Origin of the sequence: Paenibacillus vortex V453, from assembly GCF_000193415.1 — a bacterium.
Classification (GTDB): domain Bacteria; phylum Bacillota; class Bacilli; order Paenibacillales; family Paenibacillaceae; genus Paenibacillus_AQ; species Paenibacillus_AQ glucanolyticus.
The window spans coordinates 59,269-81,657 of record NZ_ADHJ01000049.1 but is presented as its reverse complement, the minus strand read 5'-3'; the positions used below and the strand labels follow the sequence as shown (position 1 = coordinate 81,657).

22 protein-coding genes and 2 pseudogenes are annotated in these 22,389 nt (G+C 49.6%); 21 read left to right on the top strand and 3 right to left on the bottom strand.

What is annotated here, in order from left to right:
- Position 1: 1 nt before the first annotated feature.
- From PVOR_RS25920 to PVOR_RS25845, 17 genes and pseudogenes are all read left to right on the top strand, one after another.
- On the top strand, positions 2-460 hold the full coding sequence (locus tag PVOR_RS25920; RefSeq protein ID WP_006212529.1) for a phage tail tube protein: 459 nt from the start codon (positions 2-4) through the stop codon (positions 458-460).
- 28 nt (positions 461-488) lie between these two features.
- The gene (locus tag PVOR_RS25915; RefSeq protein WP_006212528.1) at positions 489-911 is read left to right on the top strand and encodes a phage tail assembly chaperone; all 423 of its coding nucleotides are present in this window, start codon (positions 489-491) and stop codon (positions 909-911) included.
- A gap of 193 nt (positions 912-1,104) precedes the next feature.
- On the top strand, positions 1,105-3,033 hold the full coding sequence (locus tag PVOR_RS25910; protein ID WP_006212527.1) for a hypothetical protein: 1,929 nt from the start codon (positions 1,105-1,107) through the stop codon (positions 3,031-3,033).
- 1 nt (position 3,034) lies between these two features.
- On the top strand, positions 3,035-3,754 hold the full coding sequence (locus tag PVOR_RS25905; protein WP_006212526.1) for a LysM peptidoglycan-binding domain-containing protein: 720 nt from the start codon (positions 3,035-3,037) through the stop codon (positions 3,752-3,754).
- 12 nt (positions 3,755-3,766) lie between these two features.
- Entirely contained in the window at positions 3,767-4,732 is a 966-nt protein-coding gene (locus PVOR_RS25900) for an XkdQ/YqbQ family protein (protein WP_006212525.1), read from the top strand.
- A 6-nt stretch (positions 4,733-4,738) separates the two neighbouring features.
- Positions 4,739-5,035: a DUF2577 domain-containing protein gene (locus PVOR_RS25895; protein WP_006212524.1), complete on the top strand. Its 297-nt coding sequence runs from the start codon at positions 4,739-4,741 to the stop codon at positions 5,033-5,035.
- The gene (locus PVOR_RS25890) at positions 5,032-5,460 is read left to right on the top strand and encodes a DUF2634 domain-containing protein (RefSeq protein WP_006212523.1); all 429 of its coding nucleotides are present in this window, start codon (positions 5,032-5,034) and stop codon (positions 5,458-5,460) included. The genes PVOR_RS25895 and PVOR_RS25890 overlap by 4 nt, the downstream gene beginning before the upstream one ends.
- Positions 5,438-6,499, top strand: a pseudogene (locus PVOR_RS25885) (baseplate J/gp47 family protein). The gene PVOR_RS25890 and the pseudogene PVOR_RS25885 overlap by 23 nt, the downstream one beginning before the upstream one ends.
- Positions 6,496-7,041, top strand: coding sequence for a YmfQ family protein (locus PVOR_RS25880; RefSeq protein ID WP_006212522.1), 546 nt, complete (start codon positions 6,496-6,498; stop codon positions 7,039-7,041). The pseudogene PVOR_RS25885 and the gene PVOR_RS25880 overlap by 4 nt, the downstream one beginning before the upstream one ends.
- A complete protein-coding gene (locus PVOR_RS25875; RefSeq protein WP_006212521.1) occupies positions 7,042-9,681 on the top strand; it encodes a hypothetical protein in 2,640 nt (879 codons plus the stop codon). It begins immediately after the preceding gene.
- 12 nt (positions 9,682-9,693) lie between these two features.
- Positions 9,694-10,263, top strand: coding sequence for a hypothetical protein (locus tag PVOR_RS25870; RefSeq protein ID WP_006212520.1), 570 nt, complete (start codon positions 9,694-9,696; stop codon positions 10,261-10,263).
- A 19-nt stretch (positions 10,264-10,282) separates the two neighbouring features.
- Positions 10,283-10,420 carry an XkdX family protein gene (locus PVOR_RS29925; protein WP_006212519.1) on the top strand — a complete coding sequence of 46 codons (138 nt, stop codon included), beginning with the start codon at positions 10,283-10,285 and terminating at the stop codon, positions 10,418-10,420.
- 292 nt (positions 10,421-10,712) lie between these two features.
- A complete protein-coding gene (locus tag PVOR_RS25865) occupies positions 10,713-11,165 on the top strand; it encodes a phage holin family protein (protein ID WP_006212518.1) in 453 nt (150 codons plus the stop codon).
- Entirely contained in the window at positions 11,152-11,937 is a 786-nt protein-coding gene (locus tag PVOR_RS25860) for a glycoside hydrolase family 73 protein (protein WP_006212517.1), read from the top strand. Before PVOR_RS25865 ends, PVOR_RS25860 begins: the two co-directional genes overlap by 14 nt.
- Before the next feature lie 429 nt (positions 11,938-12,366).
- Positions 12,367-13,782: a deoxyguanosinetriphosphate triphosphohydrolase family protein gene (locus PVOR_RS25855; protein WP_006212515.1), complete on the top strand. Its 1,416-nt coding sequence runs from the start codon at positions 12,367-12,369 to the stop codon at positions 13,780-13,782.
- Positions 13,783-13,805: 23 nt separating this feature from the next.
- On the top strand, positions 13,806-14,912 hold the full coding sequence (locus PVOR_RS25850; protein ID WP_006212514.1) for an LLM class flavin-dependent oxidoreductase: 1,107 nt from the start codon (positions 13,806-13,808) through the stop codon (positions 14,910-14,912).
- A gap of 142 nt (positions 14,913-15,054) precedes the next feature.
- Positions 15,055-16,089, top strand: a complete 1,035-nt coding sequence (locus PVOR_RS25845) for a TRM11 family SAM-dependent methyltransferase (protein WP_006212513.1) — start codon at positions 15,055-15,057, stop codon at positions 16,087-16,089.
- On the opposite strand, the gene PVOR_RS25840 is transcribed toward PVOR_RS25845, so the two are convergent.
- Together PVOR_RS25840 and PVOR_RS25835 are read right to left on the bottom strand one after the other, a co-directional pair.
- Positions 16,034-16,345 (bottom strand): MGMT family protein, encoded by a 312-nt coding sequence (locus PVOR_RS25840; protein WP_036640726.1) that lies wholly within the window; start codon positions 16,343-16,345, stop codon positions 16,034-16,036. The genes PVOR_RS25845 and PVOR_RS25840 overlap by 56 nt on opposite strands.
- 134 nt (positions 16,346-16,479) lie before the next feature.
- Positions 16,480-17,433, bottom strand: a complete 954-nt coding sequence (locus PVOR_RS25835) for a D-2-hydroxyacid dehydrogenase (protein WP_006212511.1) — start codon at positions 17,431-17,433, stop codon at positions 16,480-16,482.
- 297 nt (positions 17,434-17,730) lie between these two features.
- Here PVOR_RS25835 and thpR point away from each other — a divergent pair, with 297 nt between their 5' ends.
- The 3 genes from thpR (at position 17,731) to PVOR_RS25820 (ending at position 20,036) form a co-directional block, all read left to right on the top strand.
- Positions 17,731-18,300 (top strand): RNA 2',3'-cyclic phosphodiesterase, encoded by a 570-nt coding sequence (thpR, locus tag PVOR_RS25830; RefSeq protein ID WP_006212510.1) that lies wholly within the window; start codon positions 17,731-17,733, stop codon positions 18,298-18,300.
- Between the two features lie 110 nt (positions 18,301-18,410).
- The gene (locus tag PVOR_RS25825; protein WP_006212509.1) at positions 18,411-19,310 is read left to right on the top strand and encodes a cell wall hydrolase; all 900 of its coding nucleotides are present in this window, start codon (positions 18,411-18,413) and stop codon (positions 19,308-19,310) included.
- 42 nt (positions 19,311-19,352) lie between these two features.
- On the top strand, positions 19,353-20,036 hold the full coding sequence (locus tag PVOR_RS25820) for a metal-dependent hydrolase (protein WP_006212508.1): 684 nt from the start codon (positions 19,353-19,355) through the stop codon (positions 20,034-20,036).
- A gap of 86 nt (positions 20,037-20,122) precedes the next feature.
- Here PVOR_RS25820 and PVOR_RS25815 read toward each other — a convergent pair.
- Positions 20,123-21,300: pseudogene (locus PVOR_RS25815) on the bottom strand (MGDG synthase family glycosyltransferase).
- A gap of 339 nt (positions 21,301-21,639) precedes the next feature.
- On the opposite strand from PVOR_RS25815, the gene PVOR_RS25810 reads away from it, so the two are divergent.
- A complete protein-coding gene (locus PVOR_RS25810; RefSeq protein ID WP_006212506.1) occupies positions 21,640-22,221 on the top strand; it encodes a TetR/AcrR family transcriptional regulator in 582 nt (193 codons plus the stop codon).
- Positions 22,222-22,389 lie beyond the last annotated feature (168 nt).

Here is a 22,389-nt window from a genome sequence, read left to right as displayed (position 1 = left end):
GATGGCATTTTTGCGGGCAAACGACACGATTTCCGGGCAAGAGGGCAAGGCATTCGTCAAAATTGGCGAGCGTATGGAGGAAATGTTCTACATTAAAACACTGGAAGCTACGGTTGAGAAGGAAAAAGCCGAGCTGAAAACGATGGGCCAACGCGCGGTGCAGCACAAAGCCATTGGCTGGAAGGGCAGCGGTACGATGACAATCTATTACGTGACCTCGCTTTTCCGCGAGCTGATGATGGAATACATCCAGACCGGCAAAGACGCCTACTTCATGATCGAAGTGCGTAATGAGGATCCGGGCTCGTCAACGGGGCGTCAGACGGTGATTTTGGAAGGCGTCAACCTGGACAGCGTGATTATGGCATCCCTCGACACCGAAGCGGAGGCGCTGGAGGAAGAAGTGGCCTTCACGTTTGAGAATGTGCGGATTGAGACGCCGTTTAACCCATTGGCCTAATACTTAACATGAATGAGGAGGAAGGAATATGAGCGATTTTAGTATGTTTTTTGCTGGACAGTCGTCTGCGGAGATCACGGAGGAATTCGTGGTCTCTGTTCGTTTTAAGGATGCTGAGGGGAGCCCCGTACCTTGGAAGCTGCGCAGTATCACGGAGGAAGAGAACCAGGAGTGCCGCAAAGCCGCTACCCGTAAGGTCAAGGGCAAGAACGGCGTATTCACGCCGGAAATCGACCCGAATGACTATATGGCGAAGTTGATGGTATCGAGCGTTATTTACCCGGATCTGAAAAACAGCGAGCTGCAAAAATCCTACGGCGTGCTTGGTGCAGAATCCCTGCTCCGCAAAATGCTGCTGCCCGGCGAGTTCGCCGCGCTTGGTGAGCGGGTGCAAGCCCTGAACGGTTTTGATCGGGATATGAACGATCTGGTGGACGACGTAAAAAACTAATCCAAGAGGGCGACGGTGACGCAAATTATGCGTACTACGCCCTCCATGAACTGCACATCCTTCCTCACCAGCTCATGGCGATGACGGTCCGGGAACGGGCCGCCATCTATGCCATGATCTCGATGCGGGTGGAGAAGGAGAAGCGCGAGCGGGTACGAAAGCGGAGATAGGTTGTAGAAAAGGGGGTGAAGGAATGGCGAATTCTCAAATACTTGTTCCACCAAAAATCATGAAGGCATTAAGCAACTGGGATAAACTCGTTTTTGAACAGTCGTTTATATTCGGTCTGAGCTTTGAGCACGCTACCAAAAAAATAAAAGAAGCTGAGGCTAAAGTTAATGAAGCGGCAACAGCTCAACAAAATCTGAATACTGAAGTGAAAAAGGGAGAGAAGTTATCGAGTAAATTTAGCGGTGCGCTAGGTGCAATTAAAGCTGCGTATAATGGAATGAAATTCATAGCGGATGTTTCCATTATACCGGCGGCAAAACAACAAAATTTAGAGAATGTTATTCAGAGTAAGATAGGAGATCCAGAAGTTGGCTCGGCTATGTTTGAAAAATTCAAGCAGGATGCATTGAAATCGGGAGCCGATGTCAATAAAACGCTCGGTAATTCAATATCTTTCATGAATATGACGACAAACTCAGATGAGATTTCCACGTTAAATGGTTATGCTGAGCGATTGAGTAAGCTTTCATCTACGGGAAAGAGTTCGGGAGATGCCGCTTCTGCCATAATGAGTGCCATGCAAGGCGACACGAGCTCGCTTGCGAAAGAGTTTAAGTTACCTGAAACCAACATCAAACAATTCTCCAAGGAAGTGACATCATCAAAGGGCAATTTTGGGGCATTTTTAGCATCTATGGATCAACTCTTACAAAAATCGGGGATGACGGAGGAAGCTCTTCAAAAGATGATGGACTCTCCTATGAGTAAGTGGCAAAAGATGTTGGGATATGTGAATAATTCCTTTATTCAAATAGGGAGCGGGGCACTTGAATCTATAATGCCTATTCTAGATATAATTAGCTCTGCATTTGAATCAGGGGCATTTGAACCGTTTTTTAACATATTGAATTCTGGACTAGCCTTATTAGCTCAAGGGTTCTTATGGATTGCTGAAATGATACCTTCAGCCTGGGAATTCATTAAAGCAACCATTGCGGGTGTTGGTAACACTATCTGGAATTTGATCACGATCTTTATGGGATTAATTCCTGTTATTGCTTTAGTAGGTGTTTTTTTTGCAGCGTTAAATGCAGGGTTAATCATGGGGAAAGTATATGCTTACGCGTTTGCAGCAGCTCAAACGACTATGGCTATGATCACGAACGTAGTGACAGGAGCGATGAGAATATTTAACATGGTTATCAAAGCTAATCCTCTTATGCTGTTAATTTCTTTGGTCATCGCTGCTATGGCCGCTTTCGGTGCTTGGAAAGTAGTAACCCTCGGACTTAAGCAAATATTCAGCAACGTATTCGGCTTCATCGTCGATCTTGCGCAAAACACCGTCAATACAGTAATTAATCTTATTAACGGCATCATCAAAGGTGTGAATGCGGTAGCTGGCTTTTTTGGCAAGGTTCTTGGCGTGGATACCAAGCAAATTGCAGAGATTGAATATAAGGCGGACTTTACGAATTTTAAGGAAAATGGGAAGGATTTTATAGAAGATTTTTCGATGGATACGTTTAAGGACAGTTTCATGCCGGATAAAAGTGCGGGCAAGAACAACGAGGATCTTTTGGAGCAGTACAATATAGGCAAAACCGGTTACGATGTTACGATGCCGAAAACAACTCCAACCCCGGCCATGCCCGGGATGTCTTCCATGCCGGCAATGTCAAGCGCCCCAATTCCTGTAGCCCCTGCGGGCGGCAGCATCGATTCCATCGGTCAAGTGGACAATTCGGTCGACGTGGCGAGCGAGGATCTGAAGGTCATGCGCGACCTGGCGGAAGTGAACGCGATCAGTAATATGATCACCCTGACGCCGACTGTACAGATGACAACGGGGGATATTAACTCCGGCGCCGATCTGGATACCATCATGTCAAGAATAAATCGTACGCTGGAAGAACAGTTTGTGTCCAGTGCCGAGGGGGTGTATTTGTAGCATGAGCGACTACGGATTTTTCCTGAGCTTTAATAACCAGGAGGAGGTTTTTCGATTTCCGGTGAACCCTGAGCGGATTGAAGTCAAGGATAGTGGTGAGGGCAAATCCTATACGGTAGCGGGACTTGGCGAAGTGAATGCGATTCTGCATCCGAAGCTGACGGAGATTTCGTTTGAGAGCTTTTTCCCGGGCAGGGTATATCCCTTTGTCCATCTAGGGTCTGATGAGAAGCTGAAACTTCCAATGGAATACGTAAATACCATCAAAGGCTGGATGGAGAGCCGCAGACCGGTACGTTTTGTGATGACGGGGCTTGTTCCCGATCCGCTGAGCGGTACAGACGGCAAGAATGTGGTGCGGGCGATGAAGTCATTTGGCATCAACATGGCGGCATCCATCGAAAGCTTCAACTGGAACACGATGTCCGGATCGCCGGAGGATATTGAATTCTCCATTACCTTAAAGCGCTATGTGTTCTATGGGGCAAGGAAGGTGGTACCGCTCAAGGATAAGAAGGCGGCAGCCGTGAAGAAGAAAGACCGGCCGGATGACCGGAAGAAGCCCGTCTCCTATACGGTTGCCAAAGGCGACACCCTGTGGAGCATTGCCCAAAAGCTGCTCGGGAGCGGCTGGCGCCATACGGACATCCAAAAACTGAACGGAATCCAGGACCATGAGGTTCGGAAGCTGGCGATTGGCCGGGTTCTCAAGATTCCTTAAGGAGGTGGCTGCATGATCGAGCTGATGATTGACCGAAAGAATGGAAGCGTGTGGGATCTGGGGCAGATCGTAACGGATATTACATGGAAAACAAGCCGTCAGGCAAAGCCGGCGAGTCTTGATATCAACTACGTCAACAATGGTCTGGCGCAGAGCAAGGAATTTGACGTGGAGAACGGTGACATTGTGCGTTTCCGCAAGGATAACAAGGACCTATTTTATGGCTATGTTTTTTCAAAAGAATGGGGGTTGGACGCCCAGGTGAAACTGATGGCCTACGACCAGCTGCGCTATTTGTCCAGCAACGACACCTATCGGTTCACCAATGCCAAGGTAGAGGAAATCATTCGCAAGATTGCCAAGGATTTTAATCTGAAAACAGGCACGCTGGCCCAAACCGGCCATACGATTCCCGCGATGCTGGAAGCAGACAAAAAGCTGATTGATATAATCTGCAAGGCGCTGGAGTCCACGCTGATTGCGACCAAGCAGTATTATATGTTTTATGACCAGTATGGTGAACTGACACTTCGCAACATCAATGATATGCTGCTCATGCTCGCTGTTGGAGAAGACAGCCTGATGACGGATTTTTCATATAAAAAAAGCATCGACAACGAAACGTACAACCGCGTTAAAGTCGTGCGGGACAACAAGGAGAGCGGGAAGCGGGACGTGTATATGTACCAGCATGGGCAGAACATCGCCCAGTGGGGCTTGCTGCAGCTGTACGAGGTGGCAGACGAGAACATGAACCCGGCCCAATTGAAGCAGCTGGCACAGAATTTGCTCGAACTGAAGAACAGGGAGCAGCAGACGTTGTCGATTGAGGCTATGGGAGACTTGCGGGTCCGTGCGGGAAACACGGTCTATGTCAATCTTCCCGAAGAAGGGCTGAAGCCGTATCTCATCGATGAATGCACGCATAAATTCTCGGACGGTACGCACACGATGTCGCTCAATATGAAGGTGGTGTAAGCAGGAATGCTGGATATTATCAAAAAAGCCAGTCTCAGCGCCGTAGGAAGCACGAATCCGATGGCGGTGCTGTATGGCACAGTCACATCTGTACATCCTCTGGAGGTGAACGTGGATCAGCGTTTCAGCCTGACGGAGGATTTTTTGGTTATCGGCGAGTCGATGACCGAGTATAAGCTGAACATCGGCGGTGCAGAGTATTACATTCGCAGAGGGCTGGAGACTGGGGATACGGTGCTGCTCATTCGTTATCAGGGCGGGCAGACATACCTCGTGCTGGATCGGCTGGTGAAGTCGTCATGATCCCGCAGGGAGGAACAACTCTACCGGGTAGTGAGATCGTGGAAACACTGGAGCAGCCCAGTTTGACGTACCAATTGAACCTGGAGGAAGGCTCGATATCCGGTCACATAGACGGTCTTGAGGCCGTTAAGCAGGCTGTCGTAAAAATCCTTCAGACCCGCCGGTTTGAGCATTTGATCTATAGCAGCAACTACGGGCAGGAGCTGGATTCCGTCATCGGGCGTGACCCGCTGTGGGCTTATGCCGAAATCGAGAGGCACATCAAGGAAGCGCTGCTGCAGGATGACCGGATTGTGTCCGTGGATGATATGAATATCACTTTTGCGGGCGAGCAGGCGATGGCGAAATTTACGGTTCGGAGTCTGTATGGGACTTTCAATATGACGAAGGAGGTGAGGGAGGATGGTAGAGGAACAGACGTATGAAGCCATTCTGGAGCGGATGCTGGATCGGATTCCGGACGGCATGGACAAAAGAGAGGGCAGCATCATCTACGATGCGTTGGCACCTTCTGCTGCTGAGCTTGCTCAGATGTACGCGGAATTGGGATATTCCATGAATCTGAAATTTGCCGCTACGGCATCGGGTGAATATTTGGATCGGAGCATTGCGTGGTCGGGATTGACCCGGAAGCAGGCTACTAAAGCGCAGCTTTTGGGACACTTTTCTGGCAGTAATGGTGTCCCGGTGGATGTACCGCTGGGAAGCCGGTTTTCGTTGGATCCGCTGAACTATAAGGTCATTACCCGGCTGGAAGCGGGTCAATATATTGTGGAATGCGAGACGATCGGGAAGGATGGCAACCGCCGCTTCGGTTCGCTGCTGCCACTGGAATACATTGAAGGCTTGGTGAAGGCAGAGCTGATGGAACTGTGGGTACCAGGCGAAGATACCGAGTCGGACGAAGCGTTGTATGACCGTTACCGGGAAAAAATCGCCCGTCCCGTGACCAGCGCGAACCGGAATCAACTATGAGCTGTGGGCCAGACGAAAAGGCCGGAGTTGGTCAAAGCCAGGGCTTTTCCGTTGTGGAATGGTCCGGGTACCGTGAAGGTCGTGCTGCTCGACAATGAGATGCGATCGCCGACGCCTTCTGTTGTGGAATCGGTGCAGGAGTACATCGATCCGACCATGGATGGGATGGGGGAAGGAGCGGCTCCCGTCGGCTCGGTGGTTACCGTTGTTGGCGCGAATGAAGTGCCCGTTCATATCGAAGTGCAGGTTACGCTTCTGGAAGGAGCCGGCATGGATGGCGTGCAGGAAGCGATTGAGCAGGGGGTTCGCCAGTATCTTAAAGATCTCGCCATGTCCGATCCATTGGTCCGGTTTAACCGGATTGCCAACGTGATTTTGGACATACCCGCGGTAATCGACTATGAGGTACTGACCATTAATGGAGGAACGGACAGCATTCCCATTCACCCGGAAGCGGTAGCCGTCTTGGGGACGGTGACGGTCCAATGAGCAAAGCGGAGGTTTGGCTGAGTTACCTGCCGTCCTTTTATCACGATGTTCGGGAGATGAAAGCCATCGCCGGAGCCGAAGGGACCGAGCTGGACAAGCTGACGCAGGAACTGGAGGATCTGCTGGATCAGTATTATCCAGAGACTGCTACCTGGGCGCTGTCCCGATATGAGCAGGACTTGAACATTCCGGTGAATCTGTCCAAGCCGATAGAGCAGCGGCGCTCGGTTATTATCTCGAAGATGCGGGGGAGCGGGAAAGTGTCGGCCAGCATGCTCAAAAACGTGGCGCAGGCCTACGAGCGGGGCAGCATCGAAGTAACCGTACAGCCGGATGCGTATAAAGTGACAATTCATTTTCGGGATACGCTGGGCATTCCCCCGAATTTAAGCGATCTGAAATCGGCCATTGAGGAGATTAAACCTGCGCATATGACTGTCGATTACGCGCTGCGTTATCTCACGATAACCGAGGTGGAGGGCATGACCTTTGATGAAATATCAGGAACAACACAAGACAGATTGTTGGGAGGAGGAGCTTAAATGACAAATCCGGTTACACCGAATATCGGATTGAACAAAATCGATCGAACCTCACCGTCCACGACGTATTTCGATCTGGATAAGTATATCGATCAGAACGCGGATGCCGTAGATCAGTTCGCAGGTGAAGCCAGTGAAGCGATCGGCGCTTTGGAAAAGCGCCTGGACACGGAAGAACGCAGGGAAGTCGTGCTGCAGCCAGGGCTTCAGATCGTGAACGCAGAGCGGAGCGCGCCTTTTAAGTTGAGCGGGATTAAAGGGCGGACGCTGGTGAATTTGCTTGGGCGGGATGGGGGTTGTGAATCTGTAAACAGATGGTCCGCAGCGTATCAAACATCGGTAATGCTCGATACCGGCATGAAGGAAGGGGGTTCGAGTTCTCTAAAAGTTTCAGCTACGGGAACCGCATCATTCGAGCATTATATTGACCATGAGGGAATACCTGTAAAGGTGGATGCTCATTACATCCTGGTAGGAATGGCTAAACCATCAAATAATAAAAGTAAAGCCTACATGAGGATATACGGGTTAGACTCAAACAATGAACCTAACAATATTTATGCAGCATCAAATACAGTGGAGGATACAGCAAGCTTCAAACCTGTCGTTCTAAAATTTAAGCCAACAGCCGTAATAAAAGTTGTTGCTAGATTGCAGCTAAAAGATTCATTAGGCAATGAAATATATATTCAGGATGGGCAGTCGGGAAACTTTGATTCCATTCGAATATACGAGATATCTGCCACTGAATACACTGCACTTGACAGTATGACACCAGAACAAATCGCCGCCAAGTACCCATACGTCGATAGTGTTCAGCCTGTACGAAACCCGTATGTAATCCGGTATGGGGAGAATTTGGCCCCTACTTTATTTGAAGGCATACGAGAAAGTTCGACGAAAGTGCTATCTGAATATTCAGCAATAGTAAAAGCAACAGGGTCAACGGTGGTGGAATACCGATCTAAACTCATTTCGGCAATACCGAATACTATCTATACTCTCCAGGCGAAAATCACTCGAAATGGCGTTGAAAAATATGATGGAGTATACGTTGATGTACTGGGCTATGATGAGACTGGGTTGTATGTATTAGACACACCGGGGACCGTCAATACAACTGGTAAAGATACATTTGCTACTCCGGCAAACATCAAAACTATGGAAGTTCGAATTGTAGCACCACTAGATGCCGCTGTTGGTGACTATGTTATCGAAGATATCACGCTTAATGTCGGAAATGCGCTTGAAATTCATAAACCACGTGAGGACTCGATTCTCGCGTTGCAAATGGACCTATATGCCGATCCGGTGACAGGTGAACATGCTGACGAAGTGTTCGAGAAGGAGGGGCAGTATTTTAAGCTGGCGAAGTGGAAGAAGGTAGTGCTCGATGGAGTTCAGTCCTACACAATTACCGTTAATCGACTAGGCTACAAAGTTGTAGGGATTACTTGGAATTTCCCAACCGCCATTAAGGATTCGGTAATTGCGACAAAGCATAACGGTAGTCAATTAGAAAAATTGAGAGCAGGAGATATAGACTCAGCATCGGATCAGGTAATCTTGGACATCACAGCAACGGTTATAACTATCTCCAATACCGACAGCGGATGGGGCGTCAACTACACACCGACAGTCGACGAGATTAAGGCCTATTTTATGGGATGGAAGATGTACGACGGCGGGGCCGATGCATCTAGTACGTACAATGGTACTGGTCTCAAGGCATGGGTTAACTTGAAACAGCACAAAGAAGGTAACTCGTCGAACTATACTACGACTTTGCCAACTGTAACGGCGGAAGGATGGGCGCCGTATCAAATAATATACCAACTGGCAACGCCAACGGTCGAACCTATCGTTTCCGAAGGCATGTTGACGTTTATTGAAGGCGATAATCAGATTGAAGTTGGAACGGGAATTGTACTACGGGAGGGGGTAAAGCCAGTTGACGCGGGAGACGGTACGTATTGGATTAACGGTAGAACTTCTCCAAGTTACCCATTATCCAAAAGACCAAGCAGAATACAGTCTGTATATAAGAACAATCTACCTGACAATGGGTGGATTGCCCACCCTGTGGACGTAGGATATGAGTACGTATTTGGGCTTGTACAAGCGAGATTAGGAAGCGGCCTTTTCGATCCATCCGCAAATTATTCCGTCACGTACCTAATGCTTGACAAGTCGCCAATCGCTCTATTCACCGGATCGTACGCGGCCAACGAAAAGGCGATGCTCCAAGAGCTGACCGACACCGTGCAGCAGAATGCGACCGCTGTATCCGTGTTGATGAATAAGAAGGTGGATAACGATGCACCGGGGTGGATTACGCCAACACTGTTAAATGGGGCCACATCTGTGGATACTACAAGGTTTGGAACAGTTGCTTATAGGAAATTGAGTACTGGTAAAATTCAATTTCGAGGGCTAGTCCAGGTTACATCGTCAGGCGCGGATATTTTTAAACTCCCTAGTGGGTTTAGGCCCGAAAGCTATCTAAAGTTCCCCGCCGCGAATGGTGGAACCTATGGTGAGATTGTCGTACTAAATACAGGTGAAGTTAGGGCAGATGTTGGAGGTACAGGGGCCAAATGGTATTCACTCGCCAACATCACGTTTCTAGCCGAACAATAAAGGAGGATCCACATGAAAGCCATACCTAAAGTAAATACAAATGGCCTCTATTTAGAGGACACACTTGTGGACGATGCCTTTTCCGGTGTCGTCCCTTTTTATTCCCACATTGAACCTGACGTTTCTACAACAGTAGACGCTACAGAACCAGAAGATGAGCCGTCAAACGACTCTGACTCCAGTCTCTCGGGTTACATTGTTGGCATCCCGACAACTCCCGGCTTGTACCGCCCGTGTTTTGATCTCGCAGCCTGGAGTGCATACCAGTCTGCCATAAGCGCAGCTCAAGACTCATACCAACGAGTCCTTTCGGAGTGGCAAGAACTGTCGAAGGAAGAACGCGGCGAAATGCCGGTTCTGGAGTCCACACCTCAGCCGACTCTATGGATTGAAGGCTTAACCCCGGAAGAAATCAAGGAACTAACAAAACCTCAACCGCAGGAAGCCAATGAAGTGGATCGCCTAGGCAGCGAGATGGTGACACGTGAACTGGAGGTATTGGAGCTGCGTCAGCAGAATGAGGCGCAGGGCGCTCAAATCGTGGGGCTTGAATTGCGGCTGCTGTCACTTGAAAATAGCTGATTGAAAGGAGCGGGAGACGATGTTTGAGAACGATTTTGAACGATTGAAGTACTACTTTGAAAAAAAATGGGCGCAGAAGCCCCAATTGAGACTGTATGTTTCATTCGGTGTAATCACGCCAGAAGAATTCGAAGTTATTACTGGCGAGGCCTACTAAACGCTGCTTTGAATGAGCTTACATTAAAAAGCTTCAACGGAGAAGGCGGAATCAGGCTGGAGAAGCGGAGCGTTCGCCTTTGTCCCCGGATTTTAACCCTATCGATAAAGTTACAAGAAAATCTGGGGGCAACAGCGATCGGAAGCATGATCCGCATGCGAAGTGGTGCACATGCTAAAAGGTGATCTCTATTATGATCAGCTATGAATAACTTCAATTCTAACTTCAATCCAGCCCTCGGCTCACCGAGGGCTTTTTCACACCCTCAAAACCATATAAAGGAGGAGCAATTATGTATGAGCACATCGGTCAGATTTTTAAGATGCTGGTGGCGGGGACGGGGGCCGTGACAGGGTACGTCTGGGGCGGGTGGTCGCTGCCGCTGCATCTGTTGTTATGGTTCGTGGTGATCGATTGGCTGACAGGATGGGGCGCGGCCTGGATGAACGGTGAGCTGCGCAGCCGCATTGGTTATACTGGTATTGCACGAAAAATGACCATTTTTCTCATCATCGCCCTGATGCATCTGGTGGACCGGGTGCTGGGAGAGATGAATTATTTTCAGAATACCGTGATTTTCTTCTATCTTGCGAATGAGCTGCTGTCTATTATTGAGAACGTTGGGCGAATGGGAGTACCGATCCCTCAGTCCCTGCGTAATGTGGTACAGGTGTTCCAGATCAAATCCGAAGAAGGGGACAAGCAAACCGAAGGAAAGGAGGAGAAAAAGAATGAAGCCTCTTGAATTTATTGCCCGACTTGCCCCTGTTGCTGTTCAGGACATGCGTAAATACGGGGTACCGGCTTCACTTACGCTGGCCCAGGCTATTTTGGAGTCGAATTGGGGAACGAGTGGTCTCACGCAAAAAGCAAATAATCTGTTTGGTATCAAGGGAACCGGTCCGGCGGGAAGTGTCACCATGCAGACAACGGAATACCGGGGGCAGACACCTTATACAACCAACGCCCAGTTCCGCAAGTATAACAGCTGGAGCGAATCGGTTGCTGATCATACGCGGCTCATCCTGAATGGAACGAGAGACAAGCCAATGCGTTACCATGGCGTGTTATGGGCGGACTATAAAACGGCAGCAACGGAGATATGGAAGGGAGGCTACGCTACAGATCCCAATTATCCGAAAAAGCTGATCTCCCTTATGGAGCAAAACGCACTTCATCAGTATGATGTACCCAGTCCGGAGGAGGAGGAACGCATGAAAATCGAACAATTAACAGCGGAGCTGCAAAAGACACAAGAGCAGGTACGTCAGCTTAACGAGCAGTATGCTTCCGCAATGAAAATGTTAACAGAACAGAGCAATACCATGAAGCAAATGAACTCCAGGCTCAAGGACGTAGAGAGTGGAAAGTCTGCAAAAGTTCCAAGCTGGGCAGAACCCGCGATACAGGCTGCTCAGCAGGCAGAGGTTTTGAATGACCCGGAAGGCAGCTTCGATTTTTACCGAATCATGACTGTCCTGCACCGGGTAGGGGTCTTTAATAGCGAGAGTAAGTGACAAGCGCTGTTTTACGACATACGAAACGTCGCTAATTTTGCAGCATCTAACAGCCGTATTGGCAGAAAAAAACTTATTGTGAAACACTGGGGTCGCCAATAGGCGGCCTTTTCATTCGGTACGGGTTTTGTGTGATCCTAGAAGCGTCTGGTGCTTTACATAATGTAAGCTTTATTACGCTCCAATCCATCCTTTTTACATAACATGAAATGCTTGGCAGAGGGAGAGTCTGCTCACCGTGTCGGTGTTTGAAGCTTGGTATATGAAGGAAAATCCTCCACAGCGGATAACAGGCGTTACGATAGGGGTATACAATGAGGGAACGGGTACAGAAGGAATAACCTTTTTCTTTCAGAAGCGAGATGGCATATAATCTAAGGAACGAACAATTCAGAATCGACCATAAACAGATAAACAGGAGTGGGGAAAATGAGACTGAGGGAGCTTAGAGAGCATCGCCAATACCCGGAGCAGACGAAGTCCGATGCTTCGCGCGCAGTATACGAGCGGGATTATTCCCGCCTGATCCATTCGCCGACGTTCCGCAGGCTGCAGGGGAAGTCACAGGTATTCGGTGCAGGCACCGGCGATTACTACCGAACGCGCTTAACGCATTCACTGGAGGTTGCGCAGATTGCACGGGAAGCGGCGCGAAGCCTGACCCGTCATTATCCTGAAGTGCTGCCGGAACAAGCCGAGAATGCGGGCCTGATGATTGATCCCGAGGTGGTGGAATGTGCGGCAATCGCCCATGATTTTGGACATCCTCCATTTGGTCATAAAGGCGAAGAGGTGCTCCAGGGCATTCTGGAGAAACTCATCGACCGCAGAACCGAGAAGGAGCTGACGCGTCAGCCGGGTACGCCCACACCGGAGCAGGCTGCTGAAGTACAGCGGGCGATGCGTCGAAAATATGAGCATTTTGAAGGGAACGCGCACAATTTTCGGCTGATCATGTTTTTGGAGAAAAGAGAGAACGTGAACGGGCTCAACCTGTCCGATGCGGTTCTGCTTGGAATTAATAAATATCCGTTCTCCGGTTTGGTGAATCCGAAAGGGATGTACCGGCATGAATGGGAATATATCTCCCACATCCGGGAGGCTTGGCAAATTCCTGCCACGTATCGGACGCTCGAAGCGCAGCTGATGGACCTCTGTGATGACATCGCGTATTCCGCGCATGATCTGGAGGATGGCATTAAAGCCGGAAAGATTGAGGTGCATGAGCATTTTCTGCGGGACAGTCATCTGAACAAGCTGATCGTGGAGAAGATCATGACGCTGGAGGACGAGGTGTGGAAGGGCTGGACCCCAGAGAAGATTCATCCGAAGGTGGATTCGGTGCTGGATGAGTTCCTCAAGATTTGGAATGAGAAGATGCCGACTTGCGAGAATGACTATTCCCGTACCCGGCGCGAGGTAAAGGCCTATTGGGTGAGTCTGTTTGTAGGCAGCCTGGGCGTGATCACGAACGGGGACTGGAAAAAGGTGACGTTTGTCAGAGACGGCGCGGAGGACGAGGATATGCTGCGCACGGTCAGCGTCCTGAAAAGTTTCGCCTGGGTGACCATGATTCGCGACCTGCGGGTCCAGCGTCTGCAAAAACGCAGTGAGTGGATCATTAAGCGCCTGTGGGACGCTTTTCTTGATCCTGTTGCCTCAACGGCCATCATTCCATCGGATTGGCTTCAGCGTTATGAAGCGGATCAGAAGCGGGCGCACCCGATCTGGACATGGGAGCATATGGTGATTGATTATATCGCGGGCATGACGGATGCCTTTGCCGAGAAAATATACAACGAGTTATATGGCCTGAAGGTTGGCTCGATCTACGATCTGGATTAGGGGTCAGGAGAAGGAGGGAGCTTATGAACAACCCATTGAAGTTTAGCGTGCTTGATCTTGTTCCGCGTTTTGGGGAGAGCACCTTCGAGGAGGCCCTTTTGCATGCGGTGGATCTGGCACAGCATGCGGAAGCGTGGGGCTACCGCCGTTACTGGGCGGCGGAGCATCATGATCTGGAGCACTTGTCCTGCGCTTCGCCCGAGATTCTGCTCTCCCATATCGGCGCCCGGACAGAACGTATTCGCCTCGGCTCCGGGGCCGTGCTGCTGCCGCATTACAGTCCACTGAAGGTAGCGGAGAATTTCCGTATGCTGGCGGCGCTGTATCCCGGACGCATCGATCTCGGGATCGGGCGGGCGCCGGGAGGTTCCGCGCATACAAGCATGGCGCTTAGCGGAAATTTCCTGGGCCACGTGGCAGATTTACCTCATCGGATTCGGGCCCTGACCGAACTGCTCGAAGACCGATATCGCTACGAGGATGTGCCGGTGGCAGCGAAACCGGTTCCTGTAACGGAGCCGGTTATGTGGATGCTCGGCACGAATACGAAGAGTGCCGGTTATGCGGCGGAATTCGGCACGGGGTATGTATTCGGCCAGTTCATGAGCGATACGAACGGTGCCGAGGTTCTGCGCTCTTATCGTGAAGGTTTTCAGCCCAGCGCACGTCTGCGAGAACCGCACACGATGGTGGCAGTAAGCATTGTGTGTGCAGAGACGGAGGAACGAGCAGGCGAGCTTGCTGCTCAAGCTTCCGGGTTCGGACAGCGTCCGCTGCCCTCGAACCGCTTGGACACGGTGGCAGCTGCTCCCGAACAGAGCTCTGCTTCAACCAGGATTGGACAAGCTGAGTTTTATGGATCGGCCGATCGCGATAAAGGGGGGAGCCGCAGCCGAGATCCGATCTACAACGGAGATCCGGCAGGCAAATCCAAACAAGGAAGTCCGGATACGGCTGCTTCCAGGACGCCAGGCCCTAGTCGACTTATTGTCGGTACGCCTGCAAGCGTGCACCTCAGGCTGCAGAATATGGCAGAGCAGTATGAATGTGACGAGTTCTTGATTGTCACACCGGTGAGTGATTATGCTGCGCGGCTGGCATCTTATCGTCTATTAGTTGAATCCATATAGTTCTCTTTATAATAGAAGAAACTATTCTAAACTGCGCAGCATTTTATTTCCATACAACATTTATCCTGCCACATATGTATTAATGCGTACGTTTACGCTGATGCAGGGTACTCACCTATATAATAGAAGGAAGTAGAAATAAATGACGAATTTCGTTCAAGATGACATTGCATGGGGTCCTTCTTCCATAAGGGATAAGTCATCATATCTGTATACTTACGCCTGTCATGAAACAGAGCGTGAGCTGTGCTTCATGGAGCTGGCCGAGCTGTTCGGACATATGCCGGATGGAGAGGACTGGCTGGAAAGCGAGCAATGGGTGGATCCGGATCGCAGCCCATTCCTGTCCGCTTGCCTGGATGTCAGGGTGACTGGCGATTCGATAGAACAAATGGCAGAGCAAGCAGGCCAAATTCAGCTTAGGAACGCCACCTTCAAAGTTGTTTCCCTAAAGGCGGGAGATCCTTATACTTATGATCAATTACGCGAGTTTGAGCGAAGGGTAGGCAGCCGAATCGCAGGAACAGCACAAATGAAATCACCCGATATCACGTTTGGGATGATATCCATAGACGGCATCTGGCGCTTGGGCATACTGCAAGAGCCAGCGCGTGCCTGGCTGAAGCATAAGCAGAAGCCGCAAAATTACTCCACAGGTCTTAGCGCTCGGTTAGCAAGGGCATTGGTTAACATCGCTGCACCTGAACCCGATGGGGTCATGCTGCTGGATCCCTGCTGTGGAATGGGAAATGTTCTGATCGAGGCGTTGTCGATGGGAATTTCGGTCGAGGGCTGTGACATTAACCCGCTTGCGGTGCGGGGAGCAAGGGTGAACCTGAAGCATTACGGTTATGATGACAACATAGTTGCCATTCATGATATGAATACATGGCAAGGACATTATGACGCGGCTATTCTGGATCTTCCTTATAATGTGTGTTCCGTTTTCCCAGAGGAAGAGAAGTTGAAGATGCTGCATAGCTTACACAGGTTGGCAGATCGGGCGGTTATCATTAGCACGGAACCATTAAGGGAACATTTGCGGGAGACGGGGTGGAAGGTACTTCATCATAGCACGACCCGTAAGGGGAGTTTTGTAAGAGAAATCTGGCTGTGTGTATCTATTCCGCAGGATCGTAACCAAATTTCTTCAAGTCGATCATGCCCAGGTGGTTAACCGTAACGCCTTCGTCCTGCAGGTACAGCTCCTGCATTAATCTGGACTCATCGTCCTTGATGGCAATTTCGCCTTTGGCATTAACAACCCGATGCCATGGAAGCTTATGAATATGACTTTGGGTGTGAAGTATTCTAACGACTTGGCGTGCGGCCCGCGGACTCCCAGCCAATCGGGCTACTTGTCCATAAGTCGCCACATATCCTTCGGGGATGCTCTGGATCACTTCGATCACGCGTTTCGTAAATGGCTGCATACATGTTCACTCCTGCCGACATTGGGATTATTATATAAACGAATAGGGTGTCCCGAGGATACAGATCACGGGACACCTTTCTATTTGCTTCAAGATCGCTTCAAACGAATGTTCAGACTTCTTGCACTCTGATCCTAGTACGACTTGCTGTAATCGATCACATTGCGGGATAGCGGCTCGCCGTTTACATAGTTCTTTAAATTTTCCAGGAAAATAGCCACGGCTCGCTCGCTGTAGCGATCCGTATCGCCCGCCGTATGCGGCGTGATGATAACGTTGTCCATCGCCCACAGCGGATGATCCGACGGAAGCGGCTCTTCCTCGAAGACGTCAAGGCCTGCACCCGCCAATGACCCGTCTTGAAGCGCCCGAATCATATCATCGGTTACCACGGTCTGGCCTCGACCCACGTTGATGAAAATAGCGGTGTCCTTCATAGCGGAGAATCGTGCTTGATTGAACAAGCCATGGGTCTCATCCGTCAGCGGGAGGATGTTCACGACATAGTCGCCCTCCGCCAGCGCTTTATCAAGCTGATCGACCTTATACATCACTTCTATATGGGGATCTGATTTACCGGAATGACGAACCCCGACCGTCCGCATACCGAACGCCTGCGCGACACGTGCGGTGTGGCTGCCAATCTGGCCGACGCCGACAATGACAATCGTTTTGCCTGCCAATTCCGTGAAGGTACCCAAAGTATCCCATTTCTTGTTCGACTGCTGTCGGATGGCAAGATGCAGGTTGCGGGTGAAGCCCAGGATCATGGAAAAAATATGCTCCGTAATCGGAACGCTATGTACACCGCTGGCATTGGTGAGGCGGATGTCCTTATCCTGAAGCTCTGGAAGCGGCATTTTATCTACGCCAGCGGACCATGCTTGTATCCACTTGAGTTTACTGTTCGCAGACAAGACATCCTCCTGGATGGAGCGCGACCAGCCGATCAGTATTTCGGCATCCTGAACTATGCTTGTCGTAAGCTCTTTAGCTTTTGTAACGATCAGCTCATAGCCGGGGGCGACATCCTTGATTTTTTGCTGCTGCTCGGTGGTTAAGTCGTGAATGGCAACGATTTTCGGCATGGTACTACCTCCTGGGGAATGTGATGATAATACAGAATAAAAGCGATACTCTCTTTGGAACATATTATCAGAAATCATGGCTTTGCGCATGGCGGAACCCGTCCGCTTGACAAATTTATACATGTATTATTGTCCGATTTATGGTAAATTGAAGCTTCATCATATTTTTAGGCGAAATGATGTACCCCTCATATTTATTTTCAGGCTCTATTGCTCACACTATAAACGAACTGCGAAAACATGGTGCTTATAGCAGCCGATGGCTGCTTGATGATGATTAGGAAGGAAGTGTCTTAGTTGAGCCATTCGGCTGAGGGAGCTATGGATCGTTTATTTGTTGCCGTTCATCTGCCATCCGAGGTATCTTCCCGGATTCAGGAGTGGGCGGACAAGCTGGCAGAGCATGTGAATTTCAAAAAATGGGTTCATCCGCAGGATTACCACATTACTTTACAGTTTCTAGGTGATACACCGACTCATCGCATTGAGGAATTGACGGAGGGGCTTCAGCAGGTAGCCGGGGAGCACAAGCCTTTCAAACTTGGCATACAGGATGCCGGCGTGTTTGGGACAAGCAGCTCACCCCGGATTTTATGGACAGGGGTCGGCGGAGATTTGAATGCGTTGGCCCATCTTCAGCAATCGGTGGTGTCCAAAATGCAATCCTTCGGATTTGCGCCGGAGGATCGTCCCTATCGTCCACATATTACCATCGCCCGGAAATTTCAAGGAAATCAAAAATTTTCATTGGATGAAATCGGAAGAGGACCCGATCCTATCCAGTGGAGCGTGCAGGAGCTTGTTCTTTTCCGTACAAATTTGCAGTCGATTCCGATGTACGAAACTGTAGGTGTGGCGCGGCTTTAAACCTTTTTCTGAAATTGAAAATAAAATGTTCATAAAATTACCATGTTTTCAACGCCTAAAAATGTGGTTACATAGTGTAGGAAATGTGCCAACATCATAGGAGGAAAAATATGGTTATAAAAATTCTTCGGCAAAATCGCTGGGTTGCGCTGCTCATCGGAGCGCTCTTTGTGAGTTTGTCTCTTATAAGTTTGCTTGGAATGCAGGCAGAAACAACTGAAGGGGAAGAACAGCAGCAGGACATGCCGAAGTTTGTGATGGCTGCCCTGGCTCCTGAAGGCGACCCTGATACATTAGCGGTAAAAGCGAGTACAAAGCAGGATAGGGAACCTGTCAACATTTTGTCTTCAATTGTTTTCCATGAGTGGAATAAGCCGGGTGGCAAGCAGGACGCTTTTTCAAGTTCAAAGGGCATTGGTTTGGCTGATCCCGGGAACTTATACTCACAAAAAACATTGAAGACTGCAGATGAGAAGAAGGAAGAATCCAAATCTCAGGATGCAGACGGGAAACCGGCAAAACAAAAGGGGACACATGTCGTCAAATCACAGGCTAAAAGCCTAACACCCCCCACAACTTTATTCTTCACAAGAACAAATACGTTAACCCAGGCTCAGAAAGATAAAGCAACCTGGACCTATGATTTGTCAGCTGAAGAGCTGCTTCTGCTCCAGAAGATTGTCATGGCAGAGGCGGAAGGCGAACCGTACGAAGGCAAAGTAGCAGTTGCTAATGTTGTCTTAAACCGGCTGCGGTCAGCCAATTTTCCCGATACTATTACCGATGTAATCTATCAAAAGCACCAATTTAGTCCTGTAGCGAACGGGCGTCTTAAACGTGTCCAGCCAAACGAGGAGACGATCAAATCTGTGAATGCGGCACTTCACGGCCAAAAGGAAGTAAAGGACGACACGTATTTTTTCCTGTCTCTAAAGCTTGCTCAGGACCTGACGGTTCATCATTCAAGAACGTTCGTGAAAAAAATAGGGAACCACTCTTTTTACAAGTAGTGCCCACATGGGTAAACTAGTATGTAGGAGGTGTGTTTAACCATGAATATTACGTATTACGGCCATTCTAGCATGTTGGTGGAAGAAGGCGGAGTTCGTGTTATCATCGATCCGCTGCTATCAGGCAATCCAGGCTCCGGTATTAAACCAAGCGATGTGAAAGTTGATGCGGTTGTGCTGACGCATGGGCACTCCGACCATTTTGGCGATTGCATCGAGATTGCCAAGCAGAACGATTGTCCGATTATCGCGGTTTATGAACTCGCGGTGTACTGCGGTACCCAGGGCGTCAAATCCCATGGCATGAATATCGGCGGAAGCTCACAGTTTGACGGCTTTAAGGTGAAGTTTACCCCGGCCTTTCACTCTTCATCCATTTCGGTAGGGGACACCTGGATCTATGCAGGGCAGCCTGGTGGCGTCATTCTGACGATGGGCGGCAAAACATTCTACCATGCGGGTGATACGAGTCTGTTTGGGGATATGCGCCTGATCGGGGAGATGAATCACATCGATGCAGCTGCGCTGCCGATCGGTGACATGCTGACCATGGGTCCGGAGGACGCTCTGCTGGCCGCACAGTGGATTCGTGCGAGGCATGTGATTCCAGTGCACTATGACACCTTCCCGGGCATTAAACAGGATGCAGGGGCCTTCTGCGCCGAATTGGCCAAAACCGGTATTCAGGGTCATCCGTTGAAAGCGGGAGAAAGCCTCGAAATATAGATGGGTTAATGCAAAAAAAGCTTCCCTGTCCTCCGTGACAGGGAAGCTTTTTGTTTGAATAGGCAATGTAAGAATTAGAATGGATATTAGGGCTGGTCCGCCAATATCTTGATGGTTTCTTCCTGATAGCCGGGTATGCGTCCTTCGTTCTAGCAGCCCCACTCACCTGGCCTGCGCAGTGATCCGGCTCCAAATGCCGAATGCGCCGCCTGCCTGCATCATTACGGTGTTTCGTTACTTGATCATAGCGATCCGACAGCAGATTCAACCATTTATCGATAACGGAAGCAGAATCCAGAATCTCCGCATAGCCTTCGCTAACAAAAAAGTGGGAATTCACTTCCTCCTGTCCCGGGATCGGCTCGTAGAACAGCATGGGAATCCCTTTGGCGGCTCCTTCCGTACAAGTCATTCCGCCGGGCTTCGTAATGAGCAGGTCCGACACGTCCATGAGTTTATGTATATCCTCACGATAACCAAGGACGTGGATGTTGGGGTGCTGAAAGATCGGATCCTCGCGCATGCTGGCCACCAGCTTCTCGTTCTGTCCCATACAGAAGACAAGCTGGATATCACCGGCCCGGCTTGCCAGCTTACTGAGCAGTTCCTTATTGAATACGAGACCCCATCCGCCGCCCATAATCAGTACTGTAGGCATGTTTTTTAATTGAAGCTCGGCTTGAAGCGCCTTGCGATCGCCCCTTTCCCAGAATTTCGGATGCACGGGAATGCCGGTCACATGTATGTATTCCGGCAGAATGTCCCGGAGCATGAGCATCTTTTTCACATGGGGAGTGGATACGAGATATTCATCGACTTCCGGATTAACCCAGGTGCCATGTGCATCATAGTCGGTGATGAGTGTATAGAGCGGAACCTCAAGTCCTTGACGCTTCAGGCGTGAGACCACGGCGTTAGGAAACGGGTGCGTACATATGATAAGATCCGGCTGCAGCTCCTCGATCACCCGCTGGGCCTGTGCATAGAAAATCCGGTGAAGCGCGAGCCGCGTCAGACGGTTTAACGATTTCTTATATTGCGAACGGTACAGCATGCCGACAAGGCGCGGCCTGGTGCTGACGGTTTTTCGATAAGCGGACAAGATTAACGGCCCTACGGTCGGATTTAAAAAATTGCCAAGCTCAATGACACGGCATTGGATGCCGGGACTCATCCGTTGTATACCTTCAGCCAGCGCATACGCTGCTTGCGTATGTCCTGTGCCGAATCCCTCGGAAAAGAGGAGCACTCTTGTATATCGCATGGTTTCACCTACTTCTTTCTCCCTCTATCTTACAAAACAGGAATCGTTTTTTGAAGAGCGGCGCGAAAAAAAAGAGTATGCACCCTAAGTATACGCGCAAAAGGGAAAAGCATTTCAATTATTTTGCGGCCCCATATTCGTTGATCGACGTTTTTCTTTCATTAGACGTTATAATAAGATTTGAACCTTCACTTAGAATTATTTAAAAATTTAACGAAAGATATTGCAAAGGAATCGATAATCTGATAAAGTGATTTTTGACCGAATGACCAGAATTGTATTATGGTCATTTTCGAGGGTAAGACCAATCTTAAGAAGATCATAGAAGGAGGGGTAAGCATGCCAGCTGTGGACCGTCGGAAGCAGGTGCTAGATGCTGCCTCCAAGTCGTTTGCTTTGTTCGGATATAAAGCGACGACGATGGAACAGGTGGCGAAGATTGCGAATGTTGGGAAAGGTACGATCTACACGTTTTTCACGAATAAGGATGAACTGTTTGACGAAATTCTGCTCTCGGCGATTATGGAGATGAAGCGTCTTGCGGAGCGGGAGATCAAGAAGGACAGGGATTTCTTTGACAATCTGTATCGCGTGCTGGATGCGCTGCTTGAATTCCGGAGCGAGCATGAGCTGTTCATCAAGCTGTCTCAGGAAGTGCGGGATATCGGCACGCCGAAGGCTCATGAAGGATTGACGAAAGTGGAGAACGGGATCGTCGGCTATCTCCAGGGGATTGTGGAGCATGCCATATCGATCGGTGAGATCAAACCGCTGGATGCTCAAGTGGTATCCTTCGTGATGCTGAAGCTGTACGTTGCGCTCACGACCGACTTTAATCAGCTTCATGAGCCATTAAGCAAGGAACAGATCAAGGAATATATGATGGTGTTCCTGGCTGACGGGTTGAAGGCCTCTTCATAAGAGGTAAGAATGCAGCCTCCTTCGTGATGAGGAAGGCGGACTCTCTTGGCTTGAGGGATCGTCTTCCTTGCCAGCGATCGTTTTTTTTTGGTTTAAACTGACCGAATGAGAGAATTGGTCATTATGTACTGGTTTGGAAATGTTATCTGCCTGTGATGCAGATTCATG

Coding starts and splice junctions, on each gene's coding strand:
- PVOR_RS25920 (WP_006212529.1), top strand. CDS start 2: ATGGCATTTTTGCGGGCAAACGACACGATTTCCGGGCAAGAGGGCAAG.
- PVOR_RS25895 (WP_006212524.1), top strand. CDS start 4,739: ATGCTGGATATTATCAAAAAAGCCAGTCTCAGCGCCGTAGGAAGCACG.
- PVOR_RS25880 (WP_006212522.1), top strand. CDS start 6,496: ATGAGCAAAGCGGAGGTTTGGCTGAGTTACCTGCCGTCCTTTTATCAC.
- PVOR_RS25875 (WP_006212521.1), top strand. CDS start 7,042: ATGACAAATCCGGTTACACCGAATATCGGATTGAACAAAATCGATCGA.
- PVOR_RS25890 (WP_006212523.1), top strand. CDS start 5,032: ATGATCCCGCAGGGAGGAACAACTCTACCGGGTAGTGAGATCGTGGAA.
- PVOR_RS25820 (WP_006212508.1), top strand. CDS start 19,353: ATGAATATTACGTATTACGGCCATTCTAGCATGTTGGTGGAAGAAGGC.
- PVOR_RS25915 (WP_006212528.1), top strand. CDS start 489: ATGAGCGATTTTAGTATGTTTTTTGCTGGACAGTCGTCTGCGGAGATC.
- PVOR_RS25840 (WP_036640726.1), bottom strand. CDS start 16,345: ATGCAGCCATTTACGAAACGCGTGATCGAAGTGATCCAGAGCATCCCC.
- PVOR_RS25870 (WP_006212520.1), top strand. CDS start 9,694: ATGAAAGCCATACCTAAAGTAAATACAAATGGCCTCTATTTAGAGGAC.
- PVOR_RS25910 (WP_006212527.1), top strand. CDS start 1,105: ATGGCGAATTCTCAAATACTTGTTCCACCAAAAATCATGAAGGCATTA.
- PVOR_RS25835 (WP_006212511.1), bottom strand. CDS start 17,433: ATGCCGAAAATCGTTGCCATTCACGACTTAACCACCGAGCAGCAGCAA.
- PVOR_RS25855 (WP_006212515.1), top strand. CDS start 12,367: ATGAGACTGAGGGAGCTTAGAGAGCATCGCCAATACCCGGAGCAGACG.
- PVOR_RS29925 (WP_006212519.1), top strand. CDS start 10,283: ATGTTTGAGAACGATTTTGAACGATTGAAGTACTACTTTGAAAAAAAA.
- PVOR_RS25810 (WP_006212506.1), top strand. CDS start 21,640: ATGCCAGCTGTGGACCGTCGGAAGCAGGTGCTAGATGCTGCCTCCAAG.
- PVOR_RS25905 (WP_006212526.1), top strand. CDS start 3,035: ATGAGCGACTACGGATTTTTCCTGAGCTTTAATAACCAGGAGGAGGTT.
- PVOR_RS25900 (WP_006212525.1), top strand. CDS start 3,767: ATGATCGAGCTGATGATTGACCGAAAGAATGGAAGCGTGTGGGATCTG.
- PVOR_RS25865 (WP_006212518.1), top strand. CDS start 10,713: ATGTATGAGCACATCGGTCAGATTTTTAAGATGCTGGTGGCGGGGACG.
- PVOR_RS25860 (WP_006212517.1), top strand. CDS start 11,152: ATGAAGCCTCTTGAATTTATTGCCCGACTTGCCCCTGTTGCTGTTCAG.
- PVOR_RS25845 (WP_006212513.1), top strand. CDS start 15,055: ATGACGAATTTCGTTCAAGATGACATTGCATGGGGTCCTTCTTCCATA.
- PVOR_RS25850 (WP_006212514.1), top strand. CDS start 13,806: ATGAACAACCCATTGAAGTTTAGCGTGCTTGATCTTGTTCCGCGTTTT.
- PVOR_RS25825 (WP_006212509.1), top strand. CDS start 18,411: ATGGTTATAAAAATTCTTCGGCAAAATCGCTGGGTTGCGCTGCTCATC.